Origin of the sequence: Flavimarina sp. Hel_I_48, assembly GCF_000733945.1 — a bacterium.
In the GTDB taxonomy this organism is placed as follows: domain Bacteria; phylum Bacteroidota; class Bacteroidia; order Flavobacteriales; family Flavobacteriaceae; genus Leeuwenhoekiella.
In genome coordinates, this window is the sequence record NZ_JPOL01000003.1 from 324,352 (window position 1) to 342,694 (window position 18,343).

General features: G+C 40.3%; 19 protein-coding genes. 13 read left to right on the forward strand and 6 right to left on the reverse strand.

Going from position 1 to position 18,343, the window contains the following annotated elements; translation table 11 throughout:
* Positions 1-19: 19 nt before the first annotated feature.
* Positions 20-1,162 carry a polysaccharide pyruvyl transferase family protein gene (locus P162_RS17290; RefSeq protein ID WP_031429219.1) on the reverse strand — a complete coding sequence of 381 codons (1,143 nt, stop codon included), beginning with the start codon at positions 1,160-1,162 and terminating at the stop codon, positions 20-22.
* A 413-nt stretch (positions 1,163-1,575) separates the two neighbouring features.
* Here P162_RS17290 and P162_RS17295 point away from each other — a divergent pair, with 413 nt between their 5' ends.
* From P162_RS17295 to lepB, 6 genes are all read left to right on the forward strand, one after another.
* Complete coding sequence (locus P162_RS17295) at positions 1,576-2,484, forward strand: SDR family oxidoreductase (protein ID WP_031429220.1); 909 nt, start codon at positions 1,576-1,578, stop codon at positions 2,482-2,484.
* A gap of 287 nt (positions 2,485-2,771) precedes the next feature.
* Positions 2,772-3,539: a ParA family protein gene (locus tag P162_RS17300; protein WP_031429222.1), complete on the forward strand. Its 768-nt coding sequence runs from the start codon at positions 2,772-2,774 to the stop codon at positions 3,537-3,539.
* Positions 3,539-4,441: a ParB/RepB/Spo0J family partition protein gene (locus tag P162_RS17305; protein ID WP_031429224.1), complete on the forward strand. Its 903-nt coding sequence runs from the start codon at positions 3,539-3,541 to the stop codon at positions 4,439-4,441. Before P162_RS17300 ends, P162_RS17305 begins: the two co-directional genes overlap by 1 nt.
* A 13-nt stretch (positions 4,442-4,454) precedes the next feature.
* Positions 4,455-5,030, forward strand: coding sequence for a DUF5683 domain-containing protein (locus P162_RS17310; protein ID WP_031429225.1), 576 nt, complete (start codon positions 4,455-4,457; stop codon positions 5,028-5,030).
* A gap of 1 nt (position 5,031) precedes the next feature.
* On the forward strand, positions 5,032-5,727 hold the full coding sequence (gene dapB, locus P162_RS17315; RefSeq protein ID WP_031429227.1) for a 4-hydroxy-tetrahydrodipicolinate reductase: 696 nt from the start codon (positions 5,032-5,034) through the stop codon (positions 5,725-5,727).
* 459 nt (positions 5,728-6,186) lie between these two features.
* Positions 6,187-7,758: a signal peptidase I gene (lepB, locus tag P162_RS17325; protein ID WP_031429231.1), complete on the forward strand. Its 1,572-nt coding sequence runs from the start codon at positions 6,187-6,189 to the stop codon at positions 7,756-7,758.
* Positions 7,759-7,835: 77 nt separating this feature from the next.
* On the opposite strand, the gene P162_RS17330 is transcribed toward lepB, so the two are convergent.
* From P162_RS17330 to msrA, 3 genes are all read right to left on the reverse strand, one after another.
* The gene (locus P162_RS17330; protein WP_051908171.1) at positions 7,836-8,090 is read right to left on the reverse strand and encodes a hypothetical protein; all 255 of its coding nucleotides are present in this window, start codon (positions 8,088-8,090) and stop codon (positions 7,836-7,838) included.
* A 97-nt stretch (positions 8,091-8,187) separates the two neighbouring features.
* Positions 8,188-8,784: a GTP cyclohydrolase I FolE gene (gene folE, locus P162_RS17335; RefSeq protein ID WP_031429234.1), complete on the reverse strand. Its 597-nt coding sequence runs from the start codon at positions 8,782-8,784 to the stop codon at positions 8,188-8,190.
* A 1-nt stretch (position 8,785) separates the two neighbouring features.
* The gene (gene msrA / locus P162_RS17340; protein WP_031429235.1) at positions 8,786-9,340 is read right to left on the reverse strand and encodes a peptide-methionine (S)-S-oxide reductase MsrA; all 555 of its coding nucleotides are present in this window, start codon (positions 9,338-9,340) and stop codon (positions 8,786-8,788) included.
* Between the two features lie 311 nt (positions 9,341-9,651).
* Here msrA and P162_RS17345 point away from each other — a divergent pair, with 311 nt between their 5' ends.
* The 7 genes from P162_RS17345 to P162_RS17375 all read left to right on the forward strand — a co-directional run bounded on the left by P162_RS17345 (position 9,652) and on the right by P162_RS17375 (position 17,028).
* Positions 9,652-10,323, forward strand: a complete 672-nt coding sequence (locus P162_RS17345) for an ABC transporter ATP-binding protein (protein ID WP_031429237.1) — start codon at positions 9,652-9,654, stop codon at positions 10,321-10,323.
* Complete coding sequence (locus P162_RS17350) at positions 10,316-11,086, forward strand: TIGR02757 family protein (RefSeq protein WP_031429238.1); 771 nt, start codon at positions 10,316-10,318, stop codon at positions 11,084-11,086. Before P162_RS17345 ends, P162_RS17350 begins: the two co-directional genes overlap by 8 nt.
* A gap of 232 nt (positions 11,087-11,318) precedes the next feature.
* The gene (locus tag P162_RS17355) at positions 11,319-12,557 is read left to right on the forward strand and encodes a sensor histidine kinase (protein ID WP_241077820.1); all 1,239 of its coding nucleotides are present in this window, start codon (positions 11,319-11,321) and stop codon (positions 12,555-12,557) included.
* 225 nt (positions 12,558-12,782) lie between these two features.
* Complete coding sequence (locus P162_RS17360; protein ID WP_031429242.1) at positions 12,783-14,696, forward strand: BatA domain-containing protein; 1,914 nt, start codon at positions 12,783-12,785, stop codon at positions 14,694-14,696.
* Positions 14,693-15,946 (forward strand): dihydroorotase, encoded by a 1,254-nt coding sequence (locus tag P162_RS17365; protein WP_031429244.1) that lies wholly within the window; start codon positions 14,693-14,695, stop codon positions 15,944-15,946. The genes P162_RS17360 and P162_RS17365 overlap by 4 nt, the downstream gene beginning before the upstream one ends.
* Positions 15,947-15,950: 4 nt before the next feature.
* Positions 15,951-16,280: a membrane protein gene (locus P162_RS17370; RefSeq protein ID WP_031429245.1), complete on the forward strand. Its 330-nt coding sequence runs from the start codon at positions 15,951-15,953 to the stop codon at positions 16,278-16,280.
* Between the two features lie 85 nt (positions 16,281-16,365).
* Entirely contained in the window at positions 16,366-17,028 is a 663-nt protein-coding gene (locus tag P162_RS17375) for an alpha/beta hydrolase (protein WP_031429246.1), read from the forward strand.
* Here P162_RS17375 and P162_RS17380 read toward each other — a convergent pair.
* Both P162_RS17380 and P162_RS17385 read right to left on the reverse strand, forming a co-directional pair.
* Positions 17,025-17,522: a hypothetical protein gene (locus P162_RS17380; protein WP_031429248.1), complete on the reverse strand. Its 498-nt coding sequence runs from the start codon at positions 17,520-17,522 to the stop codon at positions 17,025-17,027. The genes P162_RS17375 and P162_RS17380 overlap by 4 nt on opposite strands.
* A 40-nt stretch (positions 17,523-17,562) precedes the next feature.
* Positions 17,563-18,330, reverse strand: coding sequence for an MBL fold metallo-hydrolase (locus tag P162_RS17385; RefSeq protein ID WP_031429250.1), 768 nt, complete (start codon positions 18,328-18,330; stop codon positions 17,563-17,565).
* Between the last annotated feature and the right edge of the window lie 13 nt (positions 18,331-18,343).

An 18,343-nucleotide genomic window follows, 5' to 3' on the forward strand; every position in this document is an offset into this window, starting at 1 on the left:
TTAAAATACTAATTAGGAGCTAGCTTTCGATTATCGAAAACACTTCGTCCCACATGGCATTTGTGCTTTCTGAAAGGGATTTTTTTTCAGTTATCAAATGCGTGCGCATACTTTCATTGCTTTGTTTATCGAGAAGCCCCCTTATCTTATTTTTGAGTACTTCCATAGAACTATCCATATCCAGGATCATATCCTGAAGGTCATAATCTTTAAAAAGCATTTCATATTTGTGATTCCAGCTGGTAGAAAGACAAGGCACCGCCTGACTAAGTGCGCTTGCCACGCCATGATACCGGGAAGAAATAACCATATAAGCGCATCCTATAACCCCTTTGACTTCTTTTGCATTCAGTCCTGAAACCACGTGAAGTTTAGTGTCAAATCCTGAATTAATCTGATCACAAATTTTCAAGTCACCCGGTCCTTCATGATTCAACAGAAAAACTTCATGACCTTGCTTCTGTATAAATTCTATGAGTGAGACCATAAGATTCAAATAAGACTTCGTATCGCCCTTGGCATGGGTAATCATTTTTTTGTTAGGTATGATACAAACCCTCCCTTTTAACGATTCCAGGGATGACGGTAATTTACCACTAACGCTTAAGGTAAAATCAGGATATATTTTCACTTTTTCAGGATCTACTCCAGCCTCTATAATGTAATCGTAAGAAACCTGCTCCCTTGCAATAATGAGATGGGCATATCTGTTAATCGTAGCCAATGTACGCTGTGCGTTTTCGGTTTTGAAAGGGCCAAAAGCCTGCGGTAGAAAAATAAGTTTAGTATTCTGTTTTTGTAAATTTCTGTAATAATCCTCTAATAATTGTACATAATGATCTGGATAACCCCATTGATCTGAGAAGTGAAATCCGCCAGCATCCAGAACGGCATCAATACTTTTAGACGCATACTTGGCAGTAAAGAAAGAACGAGGCATTTTTAAACGCCGCAAAATAGCCTCCGGATATCGTCCATAATTCAGCATTTTTCTTTCTTTAAATCGAAAAGATTCTGAATAGTCAAATTCCTTCCCTGGCATATTTGGGTTAAAGATTATATCTGCATCGGGGAATTTCTTTTCTAAACGGTCCAGGACAGCAGTGAGCATCAATTCTGCGCCTTTATTTACGGTATTGGTACCATCAATTTGAATTTTCATTTAGGATAATTTATTAGGGGGTTGGATAATTCTGTTGTCAAATTTGGTACTATATGTCGGCTTTTAATAAATCAATAAAAATATATAGTTTTGAATCTGCGCCAATTAGGTACTTACGTAATTTCCTCACCTTTGGTTTTTTATAATAAAACTATTTATAACCGCATGACTAATATGTGCTATAAAAAAGAACAAATAAGTATGAATTTATAAGCATTTTCTATATCAATCAGCATTAGAGAATATTGATATACAAATGTTAGTTTCCTTATATATTTGATTTTTTATAGAACATCAAATACATTACAAATTCAAAATAATTGAATTTTATAGCTCGGGATTCAGTATATTATTCCTTACGCGCACTATAATAAGAGAAGATTTAAAATTCATAAAGTCCTAAAATAAATAATATGTCCTACACTGATAAAATGCTGCGCGATGACGCGTTAAAAGGAAAATCAATCGTGGTCACCGGTGGCGGCAGCGGACTGGGAAAAGCGATGACCAAATATTTTCTGGAGCTCGGCGCGCAGGTAGCCATTACCTCTCGCGATCTTGAAAAACTAAAAGGCACCGCTAACGAACTAGAAAAAGAAACGGGTGGAACCTGTCTTCCCGTGCAATGTGATGTACGTGATTACGAGCAGGTGGAAGCGATGCGTGATCAATGTATTAAAGAATTTGGCCAAATTGATGTTTTGCTCAATAACGCAGCCGGCAACTTTATTTCCCCTACCGAACGGCTTTCGGCGCATGCTTTTGATGTGATCATTGATATTGTTCTCAAAGGAAGTAAAAATTGTACGCTCGCCTTTGGAAAACATTGGATAGACACAAAACAAGAAAAATCCACTATTCTGAATATCGTGACCACTTACGCCTGGACGGGCTCTGCTTATGTAGTACCTAGTGCCACGGCAAAGGCCGGCGTACTTGCCATGACGCGTTCACTTGCGGTAGAATGGGCAAAATATGGCATACGCAGCAATGCGATTGCACCCGGTCCCTTCCCTACTAAAGGTGCATGGGATCGCTTATTACCGGGCGATCTAAAAGATAAGTTTGACCTTTCTAAAAAAATACCGCTACGCCGTGTGGGCGAACTTCAGGAACTTGCCAATTTAGCCGCGTACCTTGTTTCTGATTTTTCTGCATATGTAAATGGTGAAGTGGTTACCATTGATGGAGGCGAGTGGCTAGAAGGTGCCGGACAATTCAATATTTTACAGGATATTCCTGAAGAACTCTGGGATCAGTTGGAAGAAATGATCAAAGGCAAGAAAAATCGTGATCGGGTTTGCCTGAACGCTCTCAGCTGAAGTAAATTCTTCCGTGGATATAACTGTTTTTTTTAGAAATTTCTACCATAAAAAACAACTTTTTCGGGTTGAAATGGGTTGAAATGGGTTGAAAATCAGCCTAAAATGGTTGTTTTCCATACAAAATTGAATAAAATTCACCAAAGGTCATTTTCGATCCATTCAGTGCTATATAATCTATGAATTGCGTAGGTCGCGAGCCGTTTAGTTAAGTCTGTTAACAATTCCCTTTTTAAAAGCATATTATAAATTGTATTTTTGGTGCTCAACAACCGAGTCAAGTAACTATGGGTAAAATTATCGCAGTGGCCAATCAGAAAGGTGGAGTGGGCAAAACCACAACCGCTGTAAATCTTGCAGCATCCCTGGGTGTTCTGGAAAAAAAGGTGCTTCTCATAGATGCTGATCCACAGGCGAACGCAACCTCTGGCTTGGGTATTGATGTAGAAGGTGTTGAAGTGGGAACGTATCAATTGTTTGATCAAAGTGTTAAGCCCGGTGATGCGATTATTGCTACAGATTCACCCAACCTCTCCCTAATTCCCGCACATATTGATCTGGTTGCCATCGAGATTGAATTGGTAGATATGGAGCAGCGGGAATATATGCTGCGCATGGCGATCAATCAGATCAAAGATGACTTCGATTATATTTTTATAGATTGCGCTCCTTCACTGGGTCTATTGACCCTTAATGCACTTTCTGCTGCAGATTCCGTCATAATTCCTATTCAATGTGAATATTTTGCCCTTGAAGGTTTGGGAAAACTGCTTAATACCATTAAAAGCGTTCAAAAAATCCATAATGCGGAACTTGATATCGAAGGGCTTTTGCTAACGATGTTCGATTCTCGTTTGCGTCTTTCTAACCAGGTGGTCGAAGAAGTACAAAAGCACTTTAACGAGATGGTTTTTGAGACAATTATACAGCGCAACGTGCGTTTAAGTGAAGCTCCCAGCTATGGGGAGAGTATCATAAACTACGATGCGGCCAGTAAAGGAGCTACCAATTATCTAAGCCTGGCGCAGGAAATCATCAAGAAAAACGAAGCATAATGGCGAAGGCTACAAAAAAACAGGCACTGGGCCGCGGACTTTCCGCTTTGCTCAATGATCCTGAAAATGATATAAAATCTGCCGGTGACAAAGGCGCGGATAAAGTAGTGGGCAATATTGTTGAGCTTGAACTTACCGCAATTGAGGTCAACCCTTTTCAGCCGCGCAGCAGCTTTAATGAAGAAGCACTAAAAGAACTCGCCAGCTCCATACGGGAATTGGGCGTTATACAGCCTATCACGGTTAGAAAGTTGAGCTTCGGGAAATATCAGCTGGTTTCCGGGGAACGACGTTTTAGGGCCTCAAAGATTGTGGGACTTGAAAAAATCCCGGCTTACATTCGTATTGCCAATGATCAGGAATCGCTTGAAATGGCCCTGGTCGAAAACATTCAGCGCGAAGATCTGGATCCTATTGAGATCGCCCTCTCCTACCAGCGACTTATTGATGAAATCAACCTTACGCAGGAGCAAATGAGTGATCGCGTGGGCAAAAATAGATCTACAATTGCAAATTACCTGCGTTTGTTAAAACTTGATCCCATCATTCAAACCGGGATGCGGGATGGTTTTCTTTCCATGGGTCACGGCAGGGCTTTGATAAATATCGAAAATACAGGTGACCAACTCGATATTTACGAGAAAATCATAGGAAACTCCCTTTCTGTACGTGCAACGGAAGCACTTGTGAAAAATTACAAAGCCGATGGAAATACCTCTGTAACTCCTGTTAAACCTAAAATGCCCGATTTTATGAAAAAAGGCAAAAAAGAAATTGCAAGTTACTTTGGCGCTAAAGTGGACGTAAAAGTTGCTAAAAAAGGAAATGGTAGGTTAATTATACCATTTTCTTCGGAAGAGGATTTTAAACGTATTCAAAAATTGATTCAAGGTGCGGACTAATAGCTACATATTAATGCTGGGCCTATTCCTGTATTGCTTTTCTATGCAGGCGCAGGTTACCGCGACAGGTGAAGAAGTGGCTGCCGTAAAAGCACAGGATAGCATTATAGAAGATGATTACAGGCCTTTAAAACCTGCGCAGGTCGCTTTTTATTCGGCGGTTCTTCCCGGTCTGGGTCAGGCTTATAACAAAGATTACTGGAAAGTACCCATAGTATATGCTGCCCTGGGCACTGGCGTGGGGATTGCGGTTTACAACCAGAAGGAATTTCAACGCTATCGTACGGCCTATAAAGACCGTATTGCAGGTCGCATTGATGAATTTACCCTTGTTGCAGAAGATGGAACTCTTAACGAAGTATTTACCGCAGACGCACTTTTGCGCGCACAAACCCAGTTTAGGCGCAACAAGGAACTTGCAATATTGATTTCTGCCGGAATTTATGTGCTCCAGATCGTCGAAGCGAATGTACGCGCCCACCTTTCCCAGTTTAATGTGGATGACACCCTAACCTTAAATCCCTATTTCAAAAGGGACGAATTTAGCCCTATCAATACCTTTGGCGCACGTTTAACCTACTCTTTCTAAAATGAACATAGCACTTCTAGGCTACGGCCGCATGGGACAGACCATCGAAAAAATCGCCGAGGATCGTGGTCACAAAATCATCCTGAAAGTAGATAAAAACCAGGAATTTACACTTAAAAATGTAGATGTTGCGATAGATTTCAGTATTCCTGAGGCCGCGGTCAATAATATTTCCACGTGCATTAACAATAAAGTCCCCGTGGTTTCAGGCACTACCGGTTGGCTGGATCAGTATGAAAAAATGACTGAATTATGCAGGAATAATGAAGGTGCTTTTTTGTACGCCTCTAATTTCAGCGTAGGGGTCAATATCTTTTTTGAGCTCAACAAGCAGTTGGCCAAAATGATGCAACATGTCAATGGTTATAACGTCTCTATGGAAGAGATTCATCACATTCATAAGTTGGACGCTCCCAGTGGAACCGCTATCACCCTTGCGGAAGGCATTCTTGAACACAGTACTAAAAAAGGTTGGTCACTTGATGCTGCCGATGATCAGAAAATCAAAATCAACGCAATCCGTGAAGGAGAAGTTCCCGGTACACATAGTATCAACTACACCAGTGAAGTTGATGAGATTAAAATAGAACATAAGGCACATTCCAGACAGGGTTTTGCATTAGGTGCTGTGCTCGCTGCGGAATGGTTGCATGATAAAACCGGTATTTATAGCATGAAAGATGTTCTTGGTCTTTAAAGCATTTTAAATTTTGAAAGACCGATTTTGAATTCAAGATAAAAAATATAATGCGGAAAACGCTTTTTAAAATTAATGGTCACGAGATTATTTTTTCTAAGGGATTCTTTGGTAAGGAATGCGTTTATGTAAGCGATAGAAAAATTTCCAGAAAATTTTGCTCAGGCGGAACAACACATACCTTTTATATTGAAAATGAAAAATTTCAATTGAAATCAATCTATAAATCCTTTGGTTTGAGGAACATTCAATTTGAACTAAGCAAAGATGGAAATCGATTGGATTTTGTAACAGTTGCAATGAAAAAGCAACTAATAGCCCAAATGATAGCGGGCCTCTGTTTAGGAATTGCTTCTTATCAGTTGGTAAATTTCTTAATGCAATATCTTTAGCAACTCTAGATAAATAAAATTTATAATCCCACATTCTGATTAAATCTTCAGAATAAAAGAAGAAGATATGACAATAACACAATGGTTTTTATTTTTTCTGGCTGTACAGGTCATTCATTTTCTGGGCACCTGGAAGCTTTATATAAAAGCTGGCAGAAAAGCCTGGGAAGCTGCCGTACCTGTTTATAATGCGGTTGTACTCATGCAGATTATCAACAGGCCCCGCTGGTGGACGATCCTGCTTTTTATCCCTATTGTGAACCTGATAATGTTTCCCGTGATCTGGGTAGAAACCATACGCAGCTTCGGAAAAAATAGCCTGAAGGACACGATTTTAGTCATTGTCACCCTCGGTTTTTACATCTATTATGTAAATTATGTTGACGCTGGTCCCTATATCGAAAATCGTTCGCTTATTCCTAAAAGCGGTTCTGGAGAATGGATAAGCTCAGTACTTTTTGCGGTAGTTGCAGCAACAATTGTGCACACTTACGTCATGCAACCTTTTACAATCCCCACGGCTTCCCTTGAAAAAACATTGTTGGTTGGGGATTTCCTATTTGTGAGTAAATTTCATTATGGTGCCAGAACGCCCATGACCACAGTGAGCTTTCCCATGGTACATGATACGATCCCTATTCTTAAAACCAAGTCGTATAGCAAGTGGCCACAACTCCCCTACTTTCGCCTTCCCGGTTTTGAAGATGTAGAGCGGGCGGATATTGTTGTTTTTAGTTGGCCGGTAGATACCGTAAACCGTTTTTATGGTCTGGATGATGGTAAATATTATGATAAGCCCATTGATAAAAAATCCAATTATGTAAAGCGTTGTGTAGGACTTCCCGGGGACAGCCTTAAGATTGTGGATGGCAAAGTTTTTGCCAATGGACAACCCATAAACCTACCAGACCGCGCCAGGCCTCAGTATAGTTATACAGGCACCGCGACCGGAGGCTTTAATGCACAAAATCTTTACGAAAGATACGACCTCACAGATGGGATGCGCTTTACAAGTGGAAACGATTTTATTGTCTTCTCCCTGACCGATGAAAGCGCGGCCAGTTTCAAAAACCATCCCAATGTAAGTGCATTGGAACGCAACATAATGACCCCTGACCGTATTGACCCAACAATCTTTCCCAAGGGAAAGGCTAGTTTGGGAAACAGGGATCAAATGAAATCTTTTTATATTCCGAAAAAAGGAACGACAACACCTATTAATGCGGAAACACTTCCGTTTTATAAAAGGCTCATTGAAGTTTATGAAGGTGACGAAATGGGTATCAATAACAGCCTGACCCAAAACGGTTCACAGATCTTATTGAATGGCAATCCCATCACAGAATATACTTTTAAACAGGATTATTACTGGATGATGGGCGACAACCGCCATAATTCCGAAGATAGCCGTTTCTGGGGCTATGTTCCAGAAAACCATGTTGTAGGTAAGCCTGTATTGGTTTTTATGAGTTGGGATAGTAACGCTACCGGATTTGACAAAATACGCTGGGAGCGTTTATTTACAACTGTAGGTGGCGAAGGAGAACCCGTTTCTTACCTTTGGTATGTTATTATAGCACTCATTGGTTATTTTGTAGTAGTCAAAATCATCAAGATACAGCGGGCACGAAAGGAGTAAAAAATAGCTCTAAAACACAAAAAACCAGGCAAATTGCCTGGTTTTTTGTGTTTATAGTTGAGTTTTCTAGATACTTTTTATCGAACCATTTCTGCTTCAAATACCACATTTTCGACCGGCTTGTTAGCGCTGCTGAAAACGAATGTGTACAACCACATCAAGGTAAAAGAAGGAACAATATCAGTAAAGGGTAAAATCTCTTCTATAAAGACCAGTATGGATGCGAGCTTTCCTTTTTTACCAGGATACATTTTGCTCATACTCTTGGCAGCATAGGGTGCCCATGCCAGATCTAAAAAAGGACCTACAACAGGGATTGCCATAGTCGCCATACCCACGAGGTCATAAATCAAACCTTTAACCAGTAACTTTTTTTATTTGCGATCATAATTATTGATTTTAATTATAATATACAATAAAAGTGCCAGATTAGCTTAAATCTGAACTAATAAGTTTTAAAAACTCGTTGCGCGTTTCTATTTTCTCAAATTGTCCACGGAACCCAGAAGTTGTGGTAGTGGAATTCTGTTTTTGTACACCTCGCATCATCATGCACATATGTGATGCTTCGATAACTACGGCTACGCCCTGTGGTTTTAGTGTGTCATTGATACATTCTAAAATATCATGTGTCAAGCGCTCCTGCACCTGCAGCCTGCGTGCAAAAACATCTACAACACGTGGCAGTTTGCTAAGTCCTACAATATGACCATCTGGAATATATGCAATATGTGCTTTTCCAAAAAATGGAAGCATATGATGCTCACAAAGTGAATAAAGCTCAATGTTCTTAACAATTACCATTTCATTGTAATCTTCGGCAAACATGGCGCTTTTCAATATTTCCGCAGCATTCATCGTATAACCCTGTGTGAGGTACATCATAGCTTTAGCGGCGCGTTCTGGCGTTTTCTGGATGCCCTCCCGGTTCACATCTTCCCCCAGACCTGTAATAATAGATGAAAAACTATCTTTTATACCACCGGTTTGTTCCGCATCGTATTCTGCAAATTCTTTATAAGACATATTATTGGGTATATTCTTCTTTCAATTTATGCTGGTAATGCTTTCTTATTTTATCGATCTTCGGGTTGATGATATATTGACAATACCCCATTTCTTTATTTCGATTGTAGAACACATGGTGTTCTTCTTCTGCCCTGTAAAAAGCATCAAGCGGCTTTAATTCTGTCACGATAGGCTCATCAAACACTTTATTTTCGGTAAGCCAGGCAATATATTCTTCCGCAGTTTCTTTCTGCTCTTGAGAATCATAATAAATGGCACTTCTATATTGTGTTCCCACATCGTTTCCCTGCTTGTTTAAGGTTGTGGGATCGTGTGTGGTAAAAAATACCTCAAGAAGTTCTTTATATGTGATTACTGTGGGGTCGTACTCAAACTGAATCGCTTCGGCGTGACCGGTGAGCCCCATGGAAACTTCACGGTAGGCCGGGTTTTTGATCTTTCCGCCGGTATAACCGCTATAGACTTTATCAATTCCTTTAAAACGCTGAAATACTGCTTCCGTACACCAGAAACAGCCATTCGCGAAGGTTGCTGTTTTACTTTTCTCTTGCATAGTTGAACAAAGATACTTAAGGATTATTTTTAAAAATTTGGTTTAACGTTTAGTTCACAGAACCGTAAAACCACTACTATTATGGTCGTTATTTTTTGGCATTTCTTACCGAAAATTGGCTTTTATAGGGCAATATTTTTATCAAATTTCCCTATTTCTGAAAGTTTAAGGCCTTTACAAAGACAAACGCGTTCACCTGTGGCGCAAATAGTATATTTGTGCTTCTAAAGCATTTTATATTTTGTTGTGGCCAAAGAATGGTTATTTAAATTTCCTACGGAAGGAACCACAGCTAAAAAGAAACACGATACATGATAGAAGTACAACAGGTTTTAAAGTCATACGGTGATGTTCATGTGCTCAAAGGTGTGGATCTCAGCATCGCAAAGGGCGAGGTAGTTTCAATCGTAGGGGCGAGCGGCGCTGGTAAGACCACCTTGCTACAGATACTGGGAACACTTGACCGTGCAGACAAAAACCCTTTCACAGTACTTAATATAAATGGGGCAAGCGTTGCGGAATTATCAGATAAAGAACTAAGCAGATTTAGAAACCAGAATATTGGTTTCATCTTTCAGTTTCATCAATTATTACCTGAATTTACTGCGCTAGAGAATGTATGTATCCCTGGGTTTATCGCAAAAACCGAAAAAAGCAAAGTGGAAGCTAAAGCGAAGGAACTTCTGGGCTTCCTGGGATTATCACATCGCGAAAACCACAAACCCAACCAGCTATCTGGCGGCGAACAGCAACGCGTTGCCGTGGCCCGATCGCTTATAAACGATCCCGCCCTTATCCTTGCCGATGAGCCCTCAGGGAATTTGGATAGCGAGTCGGCAGAGCATCTGCACCACCTCTTTTTTAAACTACGCGATGAATTCAACCAGACCTTTGTAATCGTAACCCACAACGAAGATCTTGCAAATATGGCTGATAGAAAACTGACCATGGTAGATGGCAAAATCGTCGCCAAGGATGAATAAAAAAGATTTAAAGGATTTTCTCGATGAAAAAGCAGCGCTCTATGAGCAGCCTAAATTTATAGGTACAGATCCTATCCAGATCCCACATCAATTTTCAGGTAAAGAAGACCGGGAAATTGCGGGATTCCTCACTGCTACTATTGCCTGGGGCAACCGCAAAAGCATCATCAACAATGCTACGCAAATGATGCAGTTGATGGAGCAGGAACCTTATAATTTTGTGATGCACCATCAGGAACAGGATTTAAAATCCCTAAATCATTTTGTTCACAGAACCTTCAATGGCACCGATTTTGGCACTTTTATACGTGGTTTAAGGCATATTTATAACAATTATGCCGGTATGGAAGCCATTTTTAAAAGCAATGCAGAAACCAAATCGCTACAAACTGCCATTCACACCTTTAAAAAGCATTTTTTTGAGATAGAACACTTGAAGCGAAGCCAAAAGCACGTAAGTGACCCTTTGAAAAAGTCAGCTGCAAAACGTATAAACATGTTTTTAAGGTGGATGATACGTTCAGATGGTAAGAATGTGGATTTTGGCCTCTGGGATTCACTGAGTCCGGCACAGCTTTCCTGTCCGTTAGATGTACATTCCGGTAGGGTCGCCAGGCAACTAGGTTTACTAAAAAGGAAGCAAAACGATGCTACCGCGGTCGCTGAACTTGACAAGGCGTTGAGAAAATTAGATCCGCAGGATCCTGTTAAATATGATTTTGCCCTATTTGGAATGAGCGCCTTTGAAAAAAACAGTTTCTAAGGACTAAAATGAAAAAATCACCCTTATTTTTTTTTGAAAAAGCGGCAATTCCACAAGTGAAAAATTAAGGATTTTTTATAAAAAATTATTCACAATACTTTTCAAAACTTTCTGAAAGTATTATCTTTAATTTAGAAATGATCAATTAAGTACGCATTCAAATTCAGTATGTTAGGCTGAATATTTTTTTAAATTTTAAACCTATTGATCTCATTTTATGACGCTAGAAAAAATGAAAGAAAAATTACGTCAAAACGCTTTAGATTCATACAAGCTGGTAGATACCCTACCAGAGCAAAGTTATGACAATATAACTCAGATTGCCGCATACATATGTAATACGCCCATATCGCTTATTACCATGTTAGATTATAACCGAAATTTTTTAAAATCCCACTATGGTGTGGACTTTAATGAGTCTCCACGGGAAATATCCTTTTGTACCCATGCAATAAAAAATGAAGAAGCTATATTTATTGTAGAAGATGCACGGGAAGATCCCAGATTTAAGGACAATCCCCTTGTTACGGGAGATACGAAGACTATTTTCTATGCCGGTGTGCCACTTATTGATAAGAAAGGACATGCGCTTGGGACGTTGTGCGTATTTGATCACCAACCCAGGAAGCTGGATGAAAATCAAATCAGGACACTCATAGCATTGGCCAATCAGGTTGTAAGCCTATTTGAACTTCACAAACAGCACCTGGAAAATAAAAACCTTCAGGAAAATCTGATCAAAAAAAATGAGTTGCTTAAGGATTTTGCCGGTGTTGTTTCCCATGACATGAAAATGCCCCTGGCAAATATCATTACCACTACAGATCTGTTGAAGGCAAAGTACAAACAATTCCTTGATGAAAAAGGGCTTGATTATCTCAATTATCTCAAAAGTTCTTCATTCTCTTTGAGCGAATATATCAATGGTATTTTGCAACATTATGAGAGTGATAATTTAAGCATCAATCAGCGTGAAATGTTTGATCTGCACCACCTTCTTGAGGAAATTGAAGAAATGGTAAACAGCGACTATGCCACCGTTATCCAGATGCCAGAAGAAAACGTGATGGTCAACTGTAATCGCGCAGCGTTGTATCAGATTTTTATTAACCTTATTGGCAACAGTATAAAATACAATGATAAAGAACATCCATTAATAAAAATCTCATTTGAGGAGATTGAGGATTATTATAGGTTTACTATTGAAGATAACGGTATAGGGATTTCTAAGGAGAAGATCGTAAACATTTTTGACCTGTTTAGCGTAGCTATAGAAAAGGACAAAAATGGTAACCGCGGTAATGGTATTGGTTTGTCTACTGTAAAGAAACTAATAACCAATTTAGGCGGAACCATTGAAGTTGAATCTACTTTGGGCGTTGGGACAAACTTTACATTCACAGCGAGAAAGGATGATGTACCGCTTCAGGTTGTGCCTGGAAATGCCATTTGCGAACTTGAGAACAAGTAATTCTTATAAATTATAAAAACTAATTTGCCGGTAAACTTCAAGTCTACCGGCATTTTTTTTGCTATTTGTTTTATATCACTGGTCACAAAAATTTCAATAGGTAATTTTCAAATAATTGCTTATTTACCTATAAAACGAGAGCAGATCCAGACTCAAAAATAATGTTGAAAATGCCCTATTTCTCTTATAAATCGAGTATTTTCGTGCGAGTAACTTCACGTGCACATGCAGTTTAAGAATCCAGACATACTCTATGCCCTTTTCTTACTGCTTATTCCTATAATCGTTCACCTGTTCCAGCTGCGTCGTTTTAAAAAAGTTCCTTTTACGAATGTCGCTTTTCTGGAAGCCGTTGTAAAAAACACCAGAAAAAGTTCCGTAATAAAAAAATGGCTCATTCTTGTAACACGGCTTTTTGCCCTTACTGCGGCCATTTTAGCCTTTGCACAACCTTTTATACCTAACGGCGAAAACGCAACGCGCAAAAAGGATACCGTTATCTATCTCGACAATTCATTTAGCATGCAGGCCAAAGGCGCCAAAGGCCCATTACTTACCGAAGCTATACAGCAGCTTGTGGAGCATACTTCGGAAAACTTTACCGTACTGACGAATGATCAAATCTATAAAGATATCAATCCGGTAACTGATCTCAACACCCTTTTAAGTATTGGATACGCTTCGAAAACATTAGAAACGACAGCGCTCAATTTAAAAATTCAGAATGCGTTTAAGGACGACCCGGCGCTAAGCAAAGAATTGATCGTTGTTTCAGACTTTCAATCCCTTGAAACCGCCACGCTGGATTCCCTTAAAAATATCCAGCAGCATTGGGTGAAAATGGAAGCCATTCCCGCACAGAATTTTTATATTGACAGTCTTTCGATAATGCGTTCTAAAAGTGATTATGAACTGGTTGTAAACGTCAAACAAAATACCTTAACAGACCAAAAAGTACCTGTTTCCCTCTACAATGGCGAAAAACTTACCGCTAAAGCAACAGCTTCTTTTGAGGAAAGCAATTCTGGTGAGGTCCATTTTAAAATCCCTACAGATAAACAATTTCTGGGCCGCCTGACTATCAATGACGCCGCGCTTACCTATGATAATACTTTTTATTTCAGTATCACAGACCCAGATCCCCTAAAAATTCTGAGCATTAATAGCGCTCCGGATGCTTATCTCGCTAAAATTTTTAGTTCTGAAGAATATGAATACACCAGTGTTGCTGAAGGTGCTCTTTCCTATAATTTAATCGCAGATCAGCAAGTTGTAATACTCAACGAACTGGAACAGGTTCCGCAGGCGCTTGTAAATATGTTGCTTACCTTTAGGGAAAGTGGCGGTCAGCTTGTGTTGATACCGTCTACCAGTAGCAAATCTAGCGCATATAATGCTTTGTTGAATGCCTATGGCCTTGCCACCTTTGGTCAAAGAAATACCACAAAAAACCAAATTACTTCTATAAATTACGATCACCCACTCTATAAAAATGTTTTTGAACGACGTGCGGACAACTTTCAATACCCCAGCATTCAGGACGGTTTTCAGTACGGTGGGACTTCGGCGATTTTAGGTCTACAAAATGGAAATGCGTTTCTGGGCAACGGCAAAGGCATCTTCGTTTTCAGCGGAAGTTTAAACAAAACCAACAGTAATTTTCAGGAAAGCCTACTCATTGTGCCCACCTTTGAAGAAATAGCAAAAACAGCACTTTCACTACCTAAATCTTTCTATTTTTTAGGTAAAAACAACAGTTTTGATATAAAATCAAGTGCTACTGGCGATGCCGTTTATAGCCTGCGTAAGCAGGAACAGGTTTTTATTCCGTTGCAGGAAAAAAAGGGAACTATAGTCACCTTATCCACTCAGGAAGCTATACAGGATGCTGGTATTTATGAAATACTTTATCAGGATTCCATCGTGGGTCACGTGGCTTTTAATTATGACCGCAAGCAAAGTCAACCGGGAAATGCCAACATAAATCCGCATGGAACTATAACCCTGCATGATTCCCTGTCCAATGCACTAACTGATCTCGCAAAAGCAGCGAGCGTTGATGTACTTTTCAAATGGTTTCTTATTTTTGCCCTGTTTTTTCTCTTTTGTGAAATGCTGCTCTTAAAATTTTTAAAATGAACATACGCATAAACGCTGCAAAACTTATAGCTGAAGGGCATGACCTAAATGGCCGGGAAGTGAGCATTCGTGTAGAAAACGGAACGATCACCGCAATCTCAGAACATCTGGAACCACAGGAAGGCGAAACCGTAATTGCTGAAAAGGGTTTGAAGGTTTCCGCAGGGTGGTTTGACAGCAGTGTCAATCTGGGCGAACCCGGGCATGAGGAACGTGAAACGCTCGCAAATGGCCTGCAGGTCGCCGCCCGAAGTGGCTTTACCGGTATTGCCGTGCAGCCACGAACAGTTCCGGTTATAGACACTAAAGCTTCCGTTCAATATCTAAAGGACAGGGCGGCACATCACGCGGTTGAGCTTTTTCCCATAGGGGCATTGACCCGGGGAAGCAGCGGTGAAGACCTTGCAGAACTTTATGATATGCACCAGGGCGGTGCCGTTGCCTTTGGCGATTATCAGGGGGCGGTTCAAAACCCAAATTTACTCAAACTCGCGCTGCAATATGTTCAGGGATTTGATGGGCTCGTTCTTCCATTTCCGCAGACTAAAGACCTTGTGGGCAAGGGAATGGTAAACGAAGGCGTCGCCGCAACAAACCTGGGCTTAAAAGGAATTCCCGCATTAGCAGAAAGCCTACAAATTGCGCGTGACCTTCATATTCTGGAATATACCGGTGGTAAAATGCATACCCCCACAATTTCCACAAAAACGGCTGTTGCGCTCATTCGTGAAGCAAAAAACAAAGGGCTTGATATTACCTGTAGCGTAGCGGTTTCCCATTTGATCTTTACAGATGAAGCCTTAAACGAATTTGATACGCGCTACAAACTCATGCCGCCATTGCGGACTGAAGAGGATCGCCAGGCGCTTATAGATGGCATCAATGACGGCACAATTGATATGGTTTGCAGTGATCACGATCCCATTGACATAGAGAACAAAAAGCTGGAATTTGACCATGCGATGTATGGTACGATTGCACAGGAAGTTACCTTTAAAGCATTGCTCAACGTTGTTTCTGAAGAGAGGGCCATACATTTGCTCACGGCGGGACGCGAACGTTTTACCGGTAATAATTTGATGATTACGGAAGGAAAACCAGCCAATCTCACCCTTTTTTCAACGGAAGGAAGTTGCGTTTATAGCAAAGATGCGATACTTGCCAAATCAAAGAATTCGGCTTTTATAGGGGAACGTCTTCAGGGAACAGTTTACGGCGTGATAGCCAATAACCAATGGATCAAAGCTTAAGTTTATGACAGAATCAACTCGGGACAACGCAAAATTAATTGCCATAGTTGCGTATGCGACCATTATAGGTACAATAATCGCCATTTTTATGAACCTGGAGCACAAGAATGCTTTTGCACGTTTCCACATTCGCCAGGCCTTTGGCATTTTTGTGCTTTTCTACATTACGGGCGTACTTGTCTCCTATTTTGACAGCTGGATAATTTCAATATCCTTTCTAGTGTTTTTTGCTGTTTTGTGGGGATATGGACTTTTAAATGCCTTTCAAAATGTTACCAAACCCATTCCGCTCGTTGGTGAAAAATTTCAGGAATGGTTCACTTTTATCAAATAAAAGCAACAGAATTTGTTCTTTTAAGCCGAAAAACCACCTTTTTTAGTCAGAAAATAGCCCCAATTACCAAAAAATTAGATTCTTTATGAAAGAAAAACAACTTTCCTTAACCCATATTATTCAAGAGCCAAAATCAAAAACCGGAGATAAATCCCCACTCCTGTTACTACTTCACGGTTATGGCAGCAATGAACAGGATTTATTCTCTTTTGCATCAGAATTACCCGATAATTATTTTGTGATTTCGGTACGTGCGCCCATGCCCATGCAACCCTACGGCAACGCGTGGTACACGATTTACTGGGATGGCAGCGAAGCCAAACGTTCTGATGATGTACAGGCGGCAGAAGCACGGGACCTTGTGGTACAATTTATAGATGAGGCGGTTGATGCTTACGACCTTGATGCAAAAAATGTTACGCTACTGGGCTTTAGTCAGGGAACGATCATTAGTTACGCAGTGGCACTCACCTACCCTGAGAAAGTCAAAAATCTGATAGGGTTGAGTGGTTATATTAATGAGGAGATCACTGCCCCTAAGGAAGATCATTCGGTTTACTATAAATTATCAGTATTTTCCTCTCACGGAAGTCAGGACCAGGTAATCCCGGTCGAAGCGGCTCGAAACACTGTTATGTATCTGGAAAAGCTAGGCATTTCTTCTAAACTTCAGGAATATCCCGTGGGTCACGGAGTCGCCCCACAAAACCTGATAGATTTAAAACAGTGGTTGCAACAACAACCTTAATTTACGGGATAAATAAGTGATTCTAGAAGATGAAGATCTATAGCGCCATTCTCTGCAACGTCATAACCAAGCACTAGTTCGCCCCAGCGTTTACCATCTGTAAAGTCTGCAAGGATCCATTTATGGTTAAGCACTTTAACCTTGTTGACCTTAAAAACGCGTTCGGTATTTTCAAAAGGAATAAGGGAATTGCCCCCAGTGGTGTTTTTACTGATCACGGCATCTTCAATTCTGGCTTCCAGTCCATATACGGAAACACCAAACTTATCAAAATAAGCATAAGCATTCTCATTGCCCTCCAGACCAAAGTAAGAATTTTGATCACCGGTGTTATCAGCTAGCCCAGCAAGACTGTCTTCCGCTTTTATGGCGCGTTCTTCAAGCTTTGCAATCTTGGATTCCTGAGCACCAAAAATTTTCTTTTCGTTAGCATACTGAAAGATGATCCACAGTGCGGCAAAGAAAAAAAGGTACATAAAAATATGTCTTTTCATAACTAATATCTATCTAATGGTTATTGGGAATTGTGTTGATCTAATTGACTTCTATGCTTAGACCATCGTAGGCAAGGTGGACGTTTTGAGGCAATTTACTTTCCACTTCTTCATGAAAGCCCAGTAAATGACTTATATGAGTGAAATACACCTTTTTTGGGTTGATTTCTTTTACGAATTCGAGCGCCTCCTCTAAATTGAAATGAGAATAATGTGGCTCTTCCCGAAGGGCGTTTACCACCAGAACATCAAGGTTTTTAAGCTTTTCCTTTTCCTCAGGTTCAATGGTCTTCACATCGGTGAGATAGGCAAAGTCCCCTATTCTATAGCCAAAGACCTGTAATTTCGCATGGTATACATTTATAGGTATGACCTTTAGGTCATCCAGTTTGAAAGTTGCGTCATTTACTACTTCATGAATGGCCACTCCCGGGGCACCCGGATATTTGTTTTCGGTCTCAAAAATATAATCGAAGCGTCGTTTAAGTTCACCCACCACACGTTTATGTGCATAGACGGGAATATTCCCCTGTCTAAAAAAGAAAGGCCTTATATCATCAAGACCCGCGGTATGATCAGCATGCTCGTGGGTAAAAAGAATACCATCCAGCCTATCCACTTGATTAACTAACATTTGTTGTCTAAAATCTGGCCCACAATCTACTACATAATTGCGCTCTGCGGCTTCTATCAATATAGAAACGCGCAGCCGCTTATCCCTGGGATCGTCGCTATGACAAACGGGATGTTTGCTCCCTATAATGGGTATCCCCTGTGAAGTGCCAGTTCCTAAAAAAGTAATTTTCAAGCTTTATAAATTT